This is a genomic window from uncultured Aggregatibacter sp., assembly GCF_901873365.1.
In the GTDB taxonomy this organism is placed as follows: Bacteria; Pseudomonadota; Gammaproteobacteria; order Enterobacterales; family Pasteurellaceae; genus Aggregatibacter.
Genome location: NZ_CABFLM010000126.1, coordinates 1 through 17,004 on the forward strand (window position 1 = coordinate 1; position 17,004 = coordinate 17,004).

The 17,004-nt window shown below is 44.3% G+C and carries 15 protein-coding genes and 1 pseudogene; 8 read left to right on the top strand and 8 right to left on the bottom strand.

The genetic code is table 11. The features are described from left to right. Window positions 1–953 (bottom strand): annotated as a pseudogene (locus QZ106_RS09880) (hypothetical protein); the annotation flags it as partial. A 198-nt stretch (window positions 954–1,151) separates the two neighbouring features. On the opposite strand from QZ106_RS09880, the gene QZ106_RS09885 reads away from it, so the two are divergent. Both QZ106_RS09885 and QZ106_RS09890 read left to right on the top strand, forming a co-directional pair. Further along, window positions 1,152–1,832: a pseudouridine synthase gene (locus QZ106_RS09885; RefSeq protein WP_367259990.1), complete on the top strand. Its 681-nt coding sequence runs from the start codon at window positions 1,152–1,154 to the stop codon at window positions 1,830–1,832. Between the two features lie 4 nt (window positions 1,833–1,836). Next, entirely contained in the window at window positions 1,837–2,553 is a 717-nt protein-coding gene (locus tag QZ106_RS09890; protein ID WP_290521737.1) for an MgtC/SapB family protein, read from the top strand. 88 nt (window positions 2,554–2,641) lie between these two features. Here QZ106_RS09890 and QZ106_RS09895 read toward each other — a convergent pair whose 3' ends face one another. Beyond that, window positions 2,642–3,529 carry an RsiV family protein gene (locus QZ106_RS09895; protein WP_295976651.1) on the bottom strand — a complete coding sequence of 296 codons (888 nt, stop codon included), beginning with the start codon at window positions 3,527–3,529 and terminating at the stop codon, window positions 2,642–2,644. A 61-nt stretch (window positions 3,530–3,590) separates the two neighbouring features. Continuing rightward, complete coding sequence (locus tag QZ106_RS09900) at window positions 3,591–4,466, bottom strand: DUF535 family protein (protein WP_295976652.1); 876 nt, start codon at window positions 4,464–4,466, stop codon at window positions 3,591–3,593. Window positions 4,467–4,605: 139 nt separating this feature from the next. On the opposite strand from QZ106_RS09900, the gene yihA reads away from it, so the two are divergent. Both yihA and QZ106_RS09910 read left to right on the top strand, forming a co-directional pair. Continuing rightward, window positions 4,606–5,220 carry a ribosome biogenesis GTP-binding protein YihA/YsxC gene (gene yihA, locus QZ106_RS09905; RefSeq protein WP_295976653.1) on the top strand — a complete coding sequence of 205 codons (615 nt, stop codon included), beginning with the start codon at window positions 4,606–4,608 and terminating at the stop codon, window positions 5,218–5,220. 113 nt (window positions 5,221–5,333) lie between these two features. Beyond that, on the top strand, window positions 5,334–6,869 hold the full coding sequence (locus QZ106_RS09910; protein WP_295976654.1) for a YifB family Mg chelatase-like AAA ATPase: 1,536 nt from the start codon (window positions 5,334–5,336) through the stop codon (window positions 6,867–6,869). A gap of 13 nt (window positions 6,870–6,882) precedes the next feature. On the opposite strand, the gene QZ106_RS09915 is transcribed toward QZ106_RS09910, so the two are convergent. From QZ106_RS09915 to gpt, 3 genes are all read right to left on the bottom strand, one after another. Beyond that, entirely contained in the window at window positions 6,883–7,710 is an 828-nt protein-coding gene (locus tag QZ106_RS09915; protein ID WP_290521732.1) for a divergent polysaccharide deacetylase family protein, read from the bottom strand. Continuing rightward, entirely contained in the window at window positions 7,707–8,873 is a 1,167-nt protein-coding gene (gene envC, locus QZ106_RS09920; protein WP_290521739.1) for a murein hydrolase activator EnvC, read from the bottom strand. The genes QZ106_RS09915 and envC overlap by 4 nt, the downstream gene beginning before the upstream one ends. Window positions 8,874–9,125: 252 nt before the next feature. Next, window positions 9,126–9,590, bottom strand: a complete 465-nt coding sequence (gene gpt / locus QZ106_RS09925) for a xanthine phosphoribosyltransferase (RefSeq protein ID WP_021616013.1) — start codon at window positions 9,588–9,590, stop codon at window positions 9,126–9,128. A 114-nt stretch (window positions 9,591–9,704) separates the two neighbouring features. Here gpt and QZ106_RS09930 point away from each other — a divergent pair, with 114 nt between their 5' ends. Beyond that, window positions 9,705–11,171 (top strand): aminoacyl-histidine dipeptidase, encoded by a 1,467-nt coding sequence (locus tag QZ106_RS09930; protein ID WP_290521731.1) that lies wholly within the window; start codon window positions 9,705–9,707, stop codon window positions 11,169–11,171. A 418-nt stretch (window positions 11,172–11,589) separates the two neighbouring features. On the opposite strand, the gene gltS is transcribed toward QZ106_RS09930, so the two are convergent. Then, a complete protein-coding gene (gene gltS, locus QZ106_RS09935) occupies window positions 11,590–12,798 on the bottom strand; it encodes a sodium/glutamate symporter (RefSeq protein WP_021616868.1) in 1,209 nt (402 codons plus the stop codon). 309 nt (window positions 12,799–13,107) lie between these two features. Here gltS and QZ106_RS09940 point away from each other — a divergent pair, with 309 nt between their 5' ends. Further along, complete coding sequence (locus QZ106_RS09940) at window positions 13,108–14,148, top strand: glycosyltransferase family 9 protein (protein WP_295976701.1); 1,041 nt, start codon at window positions 13,108–13,110, stop codon at window positions 14,146–14,148. Here the strand turns inward: QZ106_RS09940 and QZ106_RS09945 are convergent. Continuing rightward, window positions 14,092–14,757: a YitT family protein gene (locus tag QZ106_RS09945; RefSeq protein ID WP_295976655.1), complete on the bottom strand. Its 666-nt coding sequence runs from the start codon at window positions 14,755–14,757 to the stop codon at window positions 14,092–14,094. The two genes, QZ106_RS09940 and QZ106_RS09945, sit on opposite strands and share 57 nt — an antisense overlap. Window positions 14,758–14,965: 208 nt before the next feature. Between QZ106_RS09945 and mobB the strand changes: the two genes are divergently transcribed. Next, the gene (mobB, locus tag QZ106_RS09950) at window positions 14,966–15,472 is read left to right on the top strand and encodes a molybdopterin-guanine dinucleotide biosynthesis protein MobB (RefSeq protein WP_295976656.1); all 507 of its coding nucleotides are present in this window, start codon (window positions 14,966–14,968) and stop codon (window positions 15,470–15,472) included. A 10-nt stretch (window positions 15,473–15,482) separates the two neighbouring features. Beyond that, a complete protein-coding gene (locus tag QZ106_RS09955) occupies window positions 15,483–16,874 on the top strand; it encodes a DHA2 family efflux MFS transporter permease subunit (RefSeq protein WP_295976657.1) in 1,392 nt (463 codons plus the stop codon). The last annotated feature ends 130 nt before the right edge of the window (window positions 16,875–17,004 follow it).

Here is a 17,004-nt window from a genome sequence, read left to right on the forward strand (position 1 = left end):
TCTTCTGAAGTTTTTGCGGCAGTTTCAGAGGCCTTAGCGTTAGTTTCTGCAGTTTTTGCTGCGGTTTCAGAAGCTTTCGCATTGGTTTCTGCAGTTTGAGCTGCGGTTTCTGATGCTTTAGCGTTATCTTCTGAAGTTTTTGCGGCAGTTTCAGAGGCCTTAGCGTTAGTTTCTGCAGTTTTTGCTGCGGTTTCAGAAGCTTTAGCATTATCTTCTGAAGTTTTTGCGGCAGTTTCTGAATCTTTAGCTGCTTTTGCCGCATCTTCTGCTTTTTTAACAGATGCATTAATTGCTGTAAGGGAATTCGTGACCGTTGTTGCTGCGTCTTTCGCCTCTTTCATGGTTTTCTTGGAGGCGTCTGAAAAACCATAAACGATACTGCCATTTCCGTCTGTCGTCACAGAAAGTTCATCAGTGGCACCTAAAGTGAATGATCCGTCAGCCAAAGGCTTCCATTGTCCTGCATTATCCTTATCTTTTCCAAGTGAACTTTGACCATTTGCAACTTTAAAGTCATAAATACGTTGTTTGATTCCATCAACATCATCATAAATGCCCTTTGTGGCATTCGCTAAGGTATAAAGCTGAGAGCCGTTTACAGCATCTGTGGACGTTGCAGAAATTTGTCCAGCACCCACATTCTGCAACTGGCGATAAAGCCCCATATCTTTATTACCAACAGAAATAACACCATCAGTCTTCTTAATCTCTCCTGCTGCTGTTTTACCAACATCTATTGCCCCAATCTTTAGTTCTTGAAGTGGGTTTATTTTCTCATTTTTAGAGTGGATACCAACCTCTATATTATCCGCACCGGGTAATGCAGGAAAAGCTGAAACGAAAGGGCTAAATTGCAAACCACCGACAACCAGTGCTGCACTTAGAATAGCTTTTGAAGAAGTGAATTCGGAGACAATAGAAAGTTTCCGAACAGTATTTAAGGGCTTTTTCATAAATGATCCTTTTGTAAAGTCCGCCACTATGTAATTGTTATAATAAAATCAATCATTTGATGGCAATGTAAAGTAAAAGTAGAGTAATTTTCACTCATCAGATGAGCTGAAGCAGCGCATTCTACTGGAAATCTTTCTTTTTAAAAAGAAAAGAGTAAGATTAAGCGCAATTTTTGAATAACGAGGATAGCCTCCGTGATGAAAAGGCCTCATTTACGTATACCCAAGCAAGGCATAACGAAAATCTTTAGAAAAAAAGGCAAAATTCTGTCGAAACCCTCTTTAAGTTTTTCGCAAACAAAGGTGATTTTATTTAATAAGCCTTTTGATGTGCTCAGCCAATTTACCGATGGTGAGGGGCGTGCCACCTTGAAGGATTTTATTGATATTCCTGATGTGTATCCCATTGGGCGGTTGGATAAAGACAGCGAGGGCTTACTTCTCTTGACGAATAACGGGGAGATTCAACATCGTTTGGCGAATCCGCAATTTAAAATGGCGAAAACGTATTGGGTGCAAGTGGAAGGCATTCCGAACGAAGAGGCGTTGGAACAACTGCGTAAAGGCGTGTTGTTAAAAGATGGCATGACACAACCGGCGAAAGTGCGGTCGATTTTGCCGCCGGATTTTTTATGGGCGCGTGTGCCGCCTATTCGTGAACGAAAGCAGATTCCCACCGCTTGGTTAGAAATTCAAATTCACGAGGGAAAAAATCGACAAGTCCGCAGAATGACTGCCCATATTGGTTTCCCTACATTACGTTTAATTCGTTATCGGCAAGCCGGCTTTGATGTTAAAAATTTACCGCCGAAAAGTTACCGCACTTTAACGACAACCGAGCTTCAACAACTTTATCAATTACTGGAACTGACTGACTAAAACCATGACAGACTTAACACAATTTATCGCCGATTTTGCCCAAGATAGCCATGTCTTCATCTTCATTAAAATCCTCTTTGCCATGGTACTTGGCGGAGTTATCGGTTTAGAAAGGGAATTGAAAGCGAAGCCTGTGGGCGTAAAAACTTGCATGATTATCGCGGTGACCACTTGCGTGTTAACCATTGTCTCCATTCAATCTGCCGAACATTATGCCCAAGTGTCTGAAAATATCCGTACCGATCCTATGCGGCTGGCGGCACAAGTGATCAGCGGAATCGGTTTTCTTGGCGCCGGAGTTATTTTGCGTAAACACAATGACGCCATTTCAGGGTTAACCACAGCGGCGATCATTTGGGCTGCGGCAGGTATTGGTATTGCGTCAGGTGCGGGATTTTATTTTGATGCACTTATTGCCACGATGATGATCCTTGTTGCGATTCGCTTAAGTCCTTATGTGCATAAATGGGTTCGTCGCCACGAAAAGAAAGGAAAAACACGCATTAGCGCCACGCTTTCTTCCGCTGAAGCCATTGGTCAATTTATCTTGTTATTAAAAGCACATCATCATCTTATTGAAAATATGAATATTAAAGATCAGGGCAACGGTGAAACAAAATTAACGCTCCGTTGTGCAATGAATAATAAAGAAACCGCACATGAATTATATGCATTATTAAAACAATCACCGCATATTCTTCATTTAGAAGTCGAGAATTAACCATTCCGAATAATTAGAAGAATATCATCATGTCATTTATGGGATATAAAAAAGAGTTGATATATCAACTCTTTTTTTTTATGCCGATTTATTCGGGCGTATCTTTGACTAAAAATTGAAACTCAGGGGTTAATATGCTTTTTAAATCGTTTTCATAAAATGACAGGGTCAATTCTTTTTCCCCTTCAGCATAAGATCCTAATGCATAGGGCGGATAAACAAAGGTAATACCTTCACGAGAAAAATAGACATTTTCACTGACATAGAAATCATCTTTTGACATAAACGGTTCGATAAGTTCACCTTGTTCATTGCGATATTGATCTCTATATCTCTCCCACAATAAAGATTTTAATTTCTCTTGTGCGGATTTAACGAAAATATCCTCTACTTTAATTACTGCTTTTTTCTTTAAATCCACAAGGACAAAATCCGTCCCATAAAGACCGTGTGCACCACCGGTATAATTGTGTGAGAAAATGGTAAACGTGGCAATATTTTCCCGTTGCCCTAAATATTCGGTCAGCATTTGGGTTTCATAGGCTGACATTTCGTATTCTTTCGCCTCTTTGAGTGCGTCTGCCATGTTATGTTGTAAAAATTCGATAAATTGTTGCTTATTATCGATTTTTATATTTTTATCTACGCCAAACCGTTTAATGACTTCATTTAATAATAACTCGGTTAACCAATCTGAAGACGTTTTTAACGTGGTAATATCAAATTTCACTTGATGCCATTCCTGATCGTTTCCCTCGCTCGTGGAGGAAGGAATCTTTTCTGTTTTTTGAAGTAACACTTCCGGTTCTACGCGAATCATTTGATTTTCCGCTAAATCAGTTACCTGTTTTTGCAAGGTCGCAACCTGTTCATTTAATTGGGCGATTGTTTCTGCTTGCTTTTGAGTGTCTTTATCATGGCAAGCTGTGAGTCCCATCACACCGGCAATTAAAACGGCGATGAATAATTTTTTCATAAAATTTCTAATCTCCCTGTGAGAGAAAATGGGGAAGTAAACGTATTTTTGCGTTAAATTTCTACCGCACTTTGAGTACGGTCGCCATATTTTCCTGTAATTGTTCCAACATGGCATAGCGTTTACGGTACATAGAACGCTTATTGCTTGGAATATTGTCCATATTTTTGGTTTCAAAATGCAATGGCAATTCCCAATAATCTTTTAATATGCCGGCAGATTCTGCGAAAATCGCATCATAATCCACCACATAACGTTTGCTTTGCACAATGCGGGATTTGTTTTGATACTTATGCGGAATGCCCCACAGCGCGGAATAACCTAACACATTAGTTAGGGCTTTCATGGCTTCCACCATCAAATAAGCCGGACGTAAACCATGGCACTTTTTCGTTAGCAATTTCACCATGTCTTTTGAACCTTCAAAATTCGGCCCTTGAATCACCGCAATTAAAAGCGCCTGTTGCACTTTGCCAAAGGTCAATAAATACACCAATTCTTGGCTTGGTGAATGAATCAGTTCCAATGTCCAAAACCCCTCCATCGGCTGATGCTCGCTGAGCATTAATTTAAGCTCAAAGTCAGGAATCACTTCACCAAAAGAAATGGCTTGTTGCCACAACGGCGGCAACCCAAGTGCGGTCAATTTTTCCGGTAAAAAAGTCAGGTTGTCGCACATGGCATCCAAGCGTTGTTTAGCACTAAAGCGTTTATCCAAAAAACGATGCGCCAAGGGATAACTAAAATCCGGGCGGGCATTCAGCAGAGGCACAAGCGACGCATTCTGATTGACAAAACATTCAAATTTTTTAATAGCTTGTCGGTGAAGAAGTGAGCGTAAGCGATAACGTAAGCGTTTCATGCGATACGATTTTTTACCTCGATCCGGATACAAAGCGAGAGGATGAGGCCATTGATAAAGAGCGTGTTGAGTCATTGGGTGTCACAATCGAAATAGAAATAAAATCAAGGCACATTTTCGCATAATCTCCCCTTTTTTGCATTTTTTTGTCGTTTTTTTGCGGTTGATAAAGTATCCTAGCCGGCAATTTATCACCTTGGACACAAAGCACATCATGTCAGAAATTAAACTGAATTATCACAAAACCCATTTTTTAACCAGTTCGCCGAACCTCAAAAGTCTGCCGGAAGATAGCGGCGTTGAAATCGCCTTTGCCGGCCGCTCTAATGCAGGAAAATCGACCGCACTGAATGCCTTAACGAATCAGAAAAACCTTGCTCGTACGTCAAAAACCCCCGGGCGTACCCAACTCATCAATTTGTTTGAGGTGGAGCCACAATGCAAGCTAGTGGATTTGCCGGGCTATGGCTATGCTGCCGTGCCGGAACAAATGAAATTACAATGGCAACAAGCCCTTGGTGAATATTTGCAAAAGCGCGAATGCCTTGCCGGAATTGTGATTTTGATGGACATTCGCCATCCGCTCAAAGATTTGGACCAGCAAATGATTGAATGGGCGGTGACCTCTGAAAAACCGGTGTTATTACTGCTTACAAAAGCGGATAAACTGAGCCAAAGCGAACGCAGCAAACAAGTCAAAATGGTGCGTGAAGCGATTTTACCGTTCCAAGGTGACATTCAAGTGGAGGCGTTTTCAGCCTTGAAACGCACCGGAATTGATCGTTTGGCCGCCAAATTAGACGCGTGGTTTGCGCCGGTTTTTGCCTAAAAAAAGCCATTTCTGCGATTCTGATCGCAAAAAAGTGCGGTGTGAATTTCTTTCATTTCGCACTTTTTTTATTTTGGCGCTCCGCCTTTTTCTTCAGCATTACGGAGCCCAATATGTCTTTAGCCATCGTTTACAGCCGCGCCTCCATGGGCGTTCAAGCGCCACTGGTCACCATTGAGGTGCATTTGAGCAACGGTAAGCCAAGTTTTACGCTGGTTGGGTTACCGGAAAAAACGGTGAAAGAAGCCCAAGACCGTGTCCGCAGTGCGTTGCTCAATGCCGAATTTCGCTACCCCGCCAAGCGCATTACCGTCAACCTTGCCCCGGCAGATTTACCCAAAGAAGGTGGACGTTTTGATTTGCCTATTGCGATTGGTATGATTGCCGCCTTTGGTTATATCGATCCGGAAAAATTAAAACAGTTTGAATTTATCGGCGAACTTGCCTTAACCGGTCAACTGCGTGCCGTGCATGGTGTCATTCCTGCGATTCTGGCGGCGAAACAAGCCAAGCGAAAATGCATTATTGCACAAGGCAATGCCAACGAAGCGTCACTGGTTTCTGAGCAGGAAACCTATTACGCCAATTCTTTATTGGATGTGGTGCAATTTCTCAATCAGCAGGGTGAATTGCCTCTTGCAGGTGACATCAAAACCCAAAGTGCGGTGGATTTTTTCCCTGAAAATCCCAAAGATCTGACAGACATCATCGGGCAACAACATGCCAAGCGCGCTTTAATGATTGCCGCAGCAGGACAGCACAATCTGTTATTTTTAGGCCCGCCCGGTACAGGAAAGACTATGCTCGCCAGTCGCTTAACGGGATTACTGCCGGAAATGACCGATCAAGAAGCCATTGAAACTGCCGCGGTTGCAAGCCTTGTACAAAATGAACTGAATTTTCACAACTGGAAACAGCGTCCTTTTCGTGCGCCTCACCACAGCGCCTCCACACCGGCATTGGTGGGGGGCGGTTCGATTCCAAAACCCGGGGAAATCTCCCTCGCACACAATGGCGTGTTATTTTTGGACGAACTGCCTGAATTCGAACGCAAGGTATTAGATGCGCTCCGCCAACCGTTAGAAAGCGGTGAAATCATCATTTCCCGCGCCAATGCCAAGATTCAATTTCCGGCAAGATTTCAGTTGATTGCCGCCATGAATCCCAGCCCGACAGGGCATTATCAAGGCACCCATAACCGCACGTCACCACAACAAATCATGCGCTATTTAAATCGCCTCTCCGGCCCGTTTTTAGATCGTTTCGATTTATCCATTGAGGTGCCGTTATTGCCGCAAGGGAGTCTGCAAAATAGCGGTGACCGTGGTGAATCCAGTGCCACCGTGAGAGAAAAAGTCTTAAAAGCACGCGCTATTCAACTGCAACGTGCCGGCAAAATTAACGCCCATTTAACCAGCAAAGAAATTGAACGAGATTGCAAGCTGGAAGAGAAAGATGCGCTATTTTTAGAAAATGCGTTGACCAAACTTGGGCTGTCTGTGCGGGCATACCACCGCATACTCAAGGTTTCCCGCACCATTGCGGATTTAGAAGGGGAAAAGCAAATTCACCAGCGACACTTAGCAGAAGCCTTGGGCTATCGTGCGATGGATAGACTATTGCAGAAGCTTTCCAAAGCGTCTGTGTAACCAACCGGCAAGACTAAGGCACGCCACGCAACAATGGCACAGCGGTATAAGGTGGAATGGAGGTAGGCGCAGGCATTTCGCTAAAGAGAAGCATAAAAGGTTTTGGCGGTGCGATTTTTTCATTTCGCCACAAACTGCCCATAGAAACAAGCTGAACGTCCTCCGGCAAATTGGCGATGCCCGCTTGCAAGACGGCAATGGTATTTTTTCGCGGATGTCCGATGGCAATGGCGATGCCGTGTTTTTGCGCATATTGCACGGCGGCTTGAAATTGTCGTTGCACATCAGCAAACGCATCGCTATCGTCTAAAAAGATATGCCGATCTAACGTGCGCACGCCTTGTTCTTTCGCAATTTTACCTGCCACACTGCGGCCGATGGTGCGGCTATCTAGGAAAGCCAAATGACGCTCACGAAGTGCGGTCATTAATTTGGTCATTAAAGGCCCATCTGCCGTAGCCGCACTGCCCATGTGATTGTTCATCCCAATGGCGTTGGAAACAATATTGTGAGCTGTTTGAACGCGGTGATTCACCTCCCCTTGCGACATTCCCAAATGCAACCCGCCATCTTCAATTTTCATTTTAGACACCGTTTCCATGGGCATATGAATGAGAATATCGCGCCCTTGTTGGAACGCCTGTTGATTACGTTGTTTGGCGTAAGGCGCAGCCGGAATAATTGCCACCGACACTGCTTTCGGCATCGCCAAAATTTGTTCGTCTTCTTTTGCGTGATAACCTAAATCGTCAATCACTATGGCAAGTTTAGCGGAATAGGCAAAGGACGCTGCCAAAAGTGCGGTTACCAACAACAACGTTTTTCTGACTGCTAAGGTCATCGCAACCAACTTAGCGGATTCACTGCTACGCCTTTGCGGCGAATCTCAAAATACAATCCACTTTTCGATTGACCGCCGCTATTACCCACTTCACCGAGTTTCTGTCCGGCTTTCACAAGCTGCCCTTCTTTCACCGCGACCGATTGGTTATAGCCATACAAACTCAAATCGCTCTCACCGTGTTTCACGATCACCATTAAGCCGTAACCTTGCAGCCAATTAGCCAGAATCACCCGCCCGTCGGCAATGGCTTTCACCGGCGTACCGGCACCTGCCGCAATCACGATACCTTTCCAGCGTAATTCGCCCATTTGCGCAGACCCAAAACTGTTCACGACTTTGCCAGCCACTGGAAAACCATATTGTTTTTTCGGTGTGCCTAATCCGGCAGTGCTGTTCAACAGTTGGCGCTCTTGCGCGGTGGGTTGATAAGGCTTGTGATTTTTTGTTTCTTCTGCCTGTTTTTTCTGCGCTAGCGCCTCACGCTCACGTTGTTCTTGCTGACGCGCTGTCTGTTCCGCACGTTGGATTTCTTGGCGCAACGCATTTTCGTTCGCTTTCAGCGCTTCTAATTTATTTTCATCACGCGTTAAGTTTTGATTCAGTTGGTTCAACGTGCTTTGCCGTTCCTTCTGCACTTTTTGCAATTCTTGTTGTTGTTTTTTCTGATCGGCAAGTTGTGTTTGTTGTTCTTTATGTTGTTCTGCAATGGCGGCTTTTTGTTTCTCCAGTTGTTCCTGCGTCTGCTTTAAATCCTCAATTAATGCCATTCGTACTTGATTCAAATGGGCATAGTAAGCTTTCATGCGTTCTGCATTTTGCCCTTTATCGGATAGCATTCGCTCCGCCACTGATGGGTTCGTACCGGAACGATAGGCAGAATCCAACTGCTTCGCCAGTTTGGCTTTTTGCTCTTTTTCTTGTTTTTGTAACTGTTTGATTTGTCTATCAGTATCGCTGATCGTTTTGCGAATTTCTTTTAAATCCGATTCCGTTTGACGTAATTGCCCGATCACCGAATTAATCTGATTTTCTTGAGTTTTTAATGTGCTCTGTAGTTTCTGCTGTTCCCGCTTTTGCTGCTCAATTTTCTGTTTTTGTTGTTGAATTTGCTGATGAATTTTTGACAAATTATCCCCTTGCGCAGCAAAAGCCAAAGGCATAACACAGAAAAGTGCGGTCAATATCGGCAGTGTTTTGATGGAAGATGAACGATAGCGAGAAAAAAGCGTCGTTTCTGTTTTAATCTTTCGGCATGAGTTCTCTATCATCATTGCAACCTTTAATATATTTTCTTTGTCATTAAAAATAAAAACCCACTTTTTAGCATCAGGCTAATCGGCGGGCTTTATATAGCGCATTCGATAGACTAAACCATCCAGCGCGATGAATAAAAAGTGCGGTGGCTTTTTACATTATTTTCGAGCCAACGGTGGAACGAAACAAATGCCCATATCCCAAGGCTGTTCGATCCATGTATTTTGTGGAATATCCACCACATAATCATCCACCAATTCTGCACCGGCCGGTTTTGCAAAAACGGTAACAAAACGGGCGTTCGGATACATTTCGCGAATGGCGCGAGCGGTGTTGCCGGTATCCACTAAATCGTCAATCACGATGAAACCTTCACCGCCATTGTCTAATTGTGCTGCGTGTAACACCTGCAATTCGCCTTGTTTGTCATGATTATAACTGGCAATACACACGGTTTCCACATGGCGAATGCCTAACTCACGGGCCAATACGGCAGCCGGAAATAAGCCGCCACGACTGACGGCAACAATGCCTTTCCATTGAGAAGCGGGAAGTAAGCGTTCGGATAATTTTCGTGCGTGCATATGAAACATATCCCACGTCACAACGTATTTTTCACTCATAAATATTCACCTTTCAGGATTTTTGTGGCGCATAGCCCAAGAAATAAAATGGCGTTAGGATAACCTGAAATGGCATTTTATGCTATTATTTTCACTCATTTTTAAGGAGGAAATATGTCAGAAATACAACAACTCAACCCAACTTCATTGTGGAAATGGTTCGATCAAATTTGTGCCATTCCGCACCCGTCCTATCAAGAAAATGAACTGGCGGAATTTATTGTTAATTGGGCAAAAGGCAAAGGATTTTATGCAGAACGTGACGAGGCGGGCAACGTTTTAATCCGCAAACCGGCCACCAAAGGGATGGAAAACCGCAAAAAAGTTGCCCTACAAGCCCATTTAGACATGGTGCCGCAAGCCAATGAAGGTAGCCACCATAACTTCGCCACCGATCCGATTTTGCCTTACATTGACGGTGAATGGGTTCACGCCACCAACACCACATTAGGTGCCGATAACGGCATCGGCATGGCATCCACTTTAGCCATTTTAGACAGCGACGATATCGCTCATCCGGATTTGGAAGTGTTACTCACCATGACCGAAGAACGCGGCATGGAAGGTGCCCTTGGCTTACGCGCCAATTGGTTACAAAGTGAAATCATGATCAATACCGACACCGAAGAAAATGGGGAAATTTATGTCGGCTGTGCCGGCGGTGAAAATGCGAACATCCTTTTCCCGATTCAATATGAAAATAATGCCTTCACACACAGTTATCAGCTGGTGTTAAAAGGCTTGCGCGGAGGACATTCCGGTTGCGACATTCATACCGGACGCGCCAACGCCATTAAAGTCATGGCGCGATTCTTAGCGGAATTTTCACAAAATCAACCGCACTTTGTTTTTGCCTTGAGCGATATTCGCGGCGGTTCCGTGCGCAATGCGATTCCGCGTGAAGCGTTTGCGACATTAGCCTTTGACGGTGATGTCACCACGTTAAAAAGTGCGGTGGAAAATTTCAACGTTTTATTAAAAACCGAACTGGCATTAATTGAACCGAACCTCACATTGACATTACAAGCCGCCGAAAAAGCGGCGCAAATCTTCTCTGTCACCGACAGCCAACGTCTGATTCATTTGTTGAATGTGTTGCCTAACGGCGTGATTCGCAATAGCGATGTGTTGGACAATGTGGTGGAAACGTCATTGAGTGTCGGCGTGCTAAAAACGGAAGAGGCACAAGTGAAAGCCACGATTTTAGTGCGTTCTTTAATTGAAAGCGGTAAAGAATATGTGGCTGCGATGTTAAAATCATTGGCAACATTAAGCGGCGCAAAAGTGGAATTCTCCGGCACTTACCCGGGCTGGGAACCACAAGCACATTCTGAAATTGTGGATTTAACCCATAAAATCTATGCGGAGGTTTTAGGTTATGAGCCGGCAATTAAAGTTATTCATGCCGGTTTGGAATGTGGTTTGTTGAAGAAAATCTATCCGAATATGGATATGGTATCCATCGGTCCAACCATTAAAAACGCCCATTCGCCGGATGAAAAAGTCCATATTCCTGCCGTGCAAATTTATTGGTCGTTAATCACCAAATTATTGGCAGAAATTCCGGTGAAAAACGCATAAAAATAAACAATAACAATCCGCACCTAAAACGTGCGGTTTTTAGGCTCCCCTAAAACTGGTAACCGTGTTTATTTTCATATCACTATTTTAGTGAATCGTAGCGTGCAACTTGTTGCACGAAATTATGAATGCCCGAAAGCGTTAAATAACGTTCCGTGCGTAATTTGGTCGTGCATCAAGATGCACGCTACGCATGAAATCGTGAATTACGTATCGAGGTTAATTATTCGTGCAACAAGTTGCGCGCTACGCACAAAATCGTAAATTACGTATCGAGGTTAATTATTCGTGCAACAAGTTGCACGCTACGAGGAAGGACTCCATACGCATAGCGTATGGTTTTTATAGCCAGACTTTGGATGACTATAATAAAAAACCCTATTGATACCTCAATAGGGTTTTTTATTGTTTTACAATATTAATGTAAGGCAGTGACAACCACCATAAAGACTTTCAACAAGGCGGCATTCACTAAGTCAATAAAAAACGCACCGACCATCGGAACAATCAAGAAGGCTTTGTGAGACGGTCCAAAACGACTGGTGATGGCTTGCATATTGGCAACGGCGGTTGGTGTTGCTCCTAAGCCAAACCCACAGTGACCGGCACTTAACACCACTGCATCGTAGTCTTTCCCCATCATGCGGTAGGTCACATAAATGGCAAAGGCTGCCATGAGTATCACTTGTAACGCCAAAATAATCATCACCGGTAATGCTAATCCGGCTAATTGCCATAATTTTAGGGACATTAACGCAATGGCAAGGAATAAAGATAAGCCGACGTTACCCAAGACATCCACGGCGGAATCCGCCACGTTAAATTTAAACACATGGGTAAGGGTGTTGCGAATGATTACACCGGTAAATAAACACCATACGAAGGTTGGCAAGGCTAATGCCGTGCCTTTAGTTTGCGCATCTAAAAATTGACCGACCAATAAGCAACAAACAAGCATGGTGATGGTTTCAATTAATGAGCGGGTAGTAATTTTACGTTGGAACGTTGGATGTTCGAAGGCTTCTTGAATATCGCTATGTTCATCATTTTCAGGGCTTTCATCACGACGCATTTTCTTTAATAAATGGCGCGCGACCGGGCCACCAATCACGCCGCCGCACACCAAACCAAAGGTGGCACAAGCCATGGCTAATTCAGTGGCGCCTTGTAATCCGAAGGTTTCTGTAAAGGTTTTCGCCCAAGCAGCACCGGTACCATGCCCCCCGGTGAGGGTAACGGAACCCGCGATTAAACCATAGGCCGGATCAATATTCAGCAATAAAGAACCTGCGATGCCTAAGATGTTTTGTAAAGCGATTAAAATTGCGGCCGCAATAACAAAAATAATTAACGGCTTGCCGCCTTTTACTAAGCGAGCAAAGTTTGCACTTAACCCGATAGAAGAGAAAAAGACAAGCATCATGGCAGTTTGTAAGTTGGTGTCAAAAGTAAAAGAAATGCCCCAACCTTGGTATAACACGGTCAATGCGATTGCGACTAAAAAACCACCGACAACGGGTTCAGGAATATTATAGTTTTTTAAAATGGAAATACGTTTTACAAGGAAATACCCAAGCAACAGCACAAAGCCGGCTAATGCGAGGGTTTCATAGGTATTAAAATTCATAGACTGTCCTCTTTTTGATGGTTATTGACCTCAATCCATATTGAAGGCTTAACAATAGGAAAATTTATGTGATAAATAAATTTTTCTTATCTATCAGGAAAGGATTTTCAATGTAACAGAAAAAATTCATCACTTCTATAGGCAATCCGTTGTTTTTCAGGGGAAATTTAAGGAATTTAACAAAAATGTGACGAATGTTGCATTTATTTTACAATTAGTTAATTAGGCGATTTTCATTGGCATAAATCTTTTTAATCTGTCGCAGTCGGGCTAGAATACGCCCAATTTGGGCTAAAGAATGGAAACTTCATCATGAACGTATTAGTGATCAGAAACGATAAATTGGGCGATTTTATGTTGGCGTGGCCGGCGTTTGCGATGTTGAAAGCGTCAGATTCATCGTTAAAACTGACCGCACTTGTGCCGTCTTACACTGCCGAGTTGGCGCGTGCTTGCCCTTATTTAGATGATGTCATCATTGATGCACCTAAAAACGACAAAATGGCATTTCAGCGCGTTGTCAGTGAGATTAAAGCACGGCAATTTGATGCGATGATCAGCTTCTTTTCCAATACACATAACGCTAAATTAGCGTGGAAATGCCGCATTCCTTACCGCTTGGCACCGGCGACCAAATGGGTGCAGTTTTTTTATAATCATCGTCTGACGCAACGTCGTTCTCAATCGGCCAAGCCGGAATTTGAATATAACTTGGATTTGGCGCGTGCATTTTTACGCGATCACAAAATCCCTGTGGTTGAGCCACGCACACCGTATCTTTCCTTTGAGCAAAGTGCGGTGGAGATTCAGCGTAAATTTTTGTGCGACCAGCTCCAGATCGATACCTCGAAAAAATGGATTTTTCTACACAGCGGCTCCGGTGGCTCTGCCAATAATTTGTCGCTTACGCAATATGCGCAATTAATCCAAGGTCTCTTGTGCCATTTGGATGTCTATGTGATTTTAACCGCCGGCCCAACTGAAAGTGAAAAAGCCCATGAATTAGCGGAACTGGTGCAGGATTCACGTGTTGTGATTTATGATAAAAATAAAGGGTTGGTGGATTTTGCGCATTCTTTAGCCTGTGCTGATTTATTTATCGCCGGTTCCACCGGACCTTTGCACCTAAGCGGTGCGTTAAACGTGCCGACCATCGGATTTTACCCAAGCCGTCGTTCCGCGACGCCTTTGCGTTGGCAGCCGATTAATGATGCCCATAAGCATTTAGCGTTCTGCCCACCGAATGATAAAGCCAGCCAAACGGATTTAACGCAAATTAAGATTGAAGAAAAGCTAGAGGAAATTATCGGTTTTATGACGAAAATATGGCACGCGGCTGATAAAAAATAAGGTATATTGCACCACCCAGCCAATGCCGAAGGCAAACATGAGCGTGCCAATGCCTAATACGCCGCCAAGTAGGAAACCGAACACACAAACCAACACTTCAATAGACGTGCGTACGATGCCGATTTTCCAATGAAAATGTTGGCATAAGCCGACCATTAAGCCATCTCGTGGGCCGGAGCCTTGGTGGCAGGTTAAATAAAAGGCGGTGCCGATGCCGAACAACAAAATGCCGACAATAGCATAAGCAAAACGGGCATAAAGTGCGGTGGGTTTTTGCAGTAAATAGGTCGTTACGCCCAAAACAAACGCAATCACAAAAATGTTTATGACGGTGGCAAGCCCAGGTTTGAGTTTTAACGGAAACCACGCCAACATGACAATAAGGCTGATCATCCAAGAGGCCCAACCTACGCTAAATTGTCCTTGTGTTGCCACGCCTTGGGATAATACCGTCCAAGGCGCTGAGCCTAAATCTGACAGCAATAGCAACCCCTCGCCGAATCCAATGACCGTCAAGGCGCATAGCAAAACGCTAAGGGATTTTAATTCAATCGACCATAGCGATTTGGCAGCCCAAGCCGTATGTGGAAAAACGTGCGGTTTCTTCATGACGTCATATTACTCGCGATTATTCGGGGATGGATTAAGGCATCCTATTCGGTAATGCCCTTAAGAAAGAAGATATGTTACAACAAACTGCTCGGAAAGTACGTTAAAACCGGAGAGAAAACAAGAAACAAGCGTACTTCAGCGAATTCCTTTTCTGTCTCAGGTTGTTATATAATCGACCTCATTCACCCCTCTCTAAGGATCTTATATGCTTCCCATGCTTGGTATTACCGGTTACAGCGGTAGCGGCAAAACCACATTATTAGAAAAATTGTTACCGGCATTGCAACAGCGCAATTTACGCCCAGCCGTGATTAAACATAGTCATCACAATGCGCAAATTGACAAAGAAGGCAAAGACAGTTGGCGCATGAAAGAAGCGGGCGCGGCGCAAGTGATTATGGCCTGTGATCAACGTTGGGCGTTAATGACGGAAACGCCACAAAGTGTCTCTTTGACTTATTTAGCCCAACAATTTGACCGTGCATTAACCGATTTTGTGTTGGTGGAAGGCTTTAAGCAAGAGCCGATTGAAAAAATTCTGCTTCACCGCCAAGGAATGACAAAGCCATTGCCAGCGCTTGACGACTATGTTCTTGCCGTGGCGACCGATTATTCGTTAGCCTGCGAAAAACCGGTTTTAGACATCAATCACATCGATCAAATCGCCGACTTTATTGTGGCGTGGTACCAACACAAGTGCGGTGAAATTTAAGCGTATTTTTATGACTCAGCATCAACATTACCGACACCTTGCCCTTATCGCCGCCATGGCATTGTTTATGCAATCCCTTGACGCAACGATTCTCAATACCGCGTTGCCGGCGATTTCCGCCAGCTTGAATGAATCGCCATTAGAAATGCAAATGACGATTATCAGCTATTCACTCACGGTTGCCTTGTTTATTCCACTCACCGGCTGGATGGCAGATAAATATGGCACGTTAAATGTTTTCCGTGCTGCCGTGGGTGTTTTTGTGTTGGGATCGGTGGCTTGTGCCATGGCAAATTCGCTAAACGCCTTAATTTGGTCACGGATTTTGCAAGGTGTGGGCGGTGCGTTGATGATGCCTGTTGCGCGTTTAACGATTATTCGAAATGTTCCCAAAACCCAGTTGGTTGCTGCGTGGAACGCTATGGCGATGGCAGGACTTATCGGCCCTGTATTAGGGCCTATCGTGGGCGGTTGGTTGGTCACACATGCCACATGGCATTGGATTTTCTTAATTAATATTCCCATTGGCGTACTTGGCATAGTATTTGCCGGCCGTTATATGCCAAATAGCACAGGAAAAATAAAGAAGCTGGATTGGATTGGTTTCATCTTATTTGCGGGTGGCTTAGCAGGCGTTACCCTCGGGTTGGACTTGCTGTCGGAAGAGCGCGCCAATTCAGGGCTCACCGCTGTCATGTTAAGTGCAGGTTTCATCAGTTTTCTGCTTTATTATTTCTACGCAAAACGTGCGCAAAATCCGTTGTTACCGCTGAATGTCTTTCGGGTTCGTACGTTTCGTATTGGCATGATTGCCAACATCTTTATCCGTTTAACCGCCTCGGGCATTCCTTTCCTCATGCCTCTGATGTTACAGCTCGTCTTCCATTACGGCGCTGATATTGCCGGCTGGTTACTTGCGCCTATTGCACTCAGTTCCATTATCACAAAATCCTTTGCCGGCAAAGTTTTAGCGCGTTTCGGCTACAAAACAACGCTTATTTCCACCGCACTTTCCATGACGATTGCAGTTATTGCTATGAGCCTACTTAATCAACACGCTGCATTATGGCTGCTTGTCTGTGTCTTGGCATGGTATGGTTGTTGTATGTCCATTATCTTCACTGCCATCAACACCCTCACTGTTTGTGAACTCAGCGACCACAATGCCAGTACAGGCGCCACGTACCTCAGCGTCATCCAACAAGTCGGCATCAGCATCGGCATCGCCGTCTCTGCCGTCATTTTAGATCGTTACCGCCATGTTATCGGCGAACAAGGCGAGCAACTACAACAGGCATTCAGCTACACGTTCCTCACTTCCGCCCTTTTCGGCATAGCCTTGCTATGGACATTGCTTTACCTCAAAAAAAGCGATGGCGCAGGAAATTTTCACCACAAATAGACGATATCAAAACTCCATTCCCCACATTTCATGTAACGTGTTGCACGAATGAAAACACGCTCATGAGAGGGATAGGTCGCCTCGTAGCGTGCAACTTGTTGAACGAATGAAAACACGCACATGAGGGGAA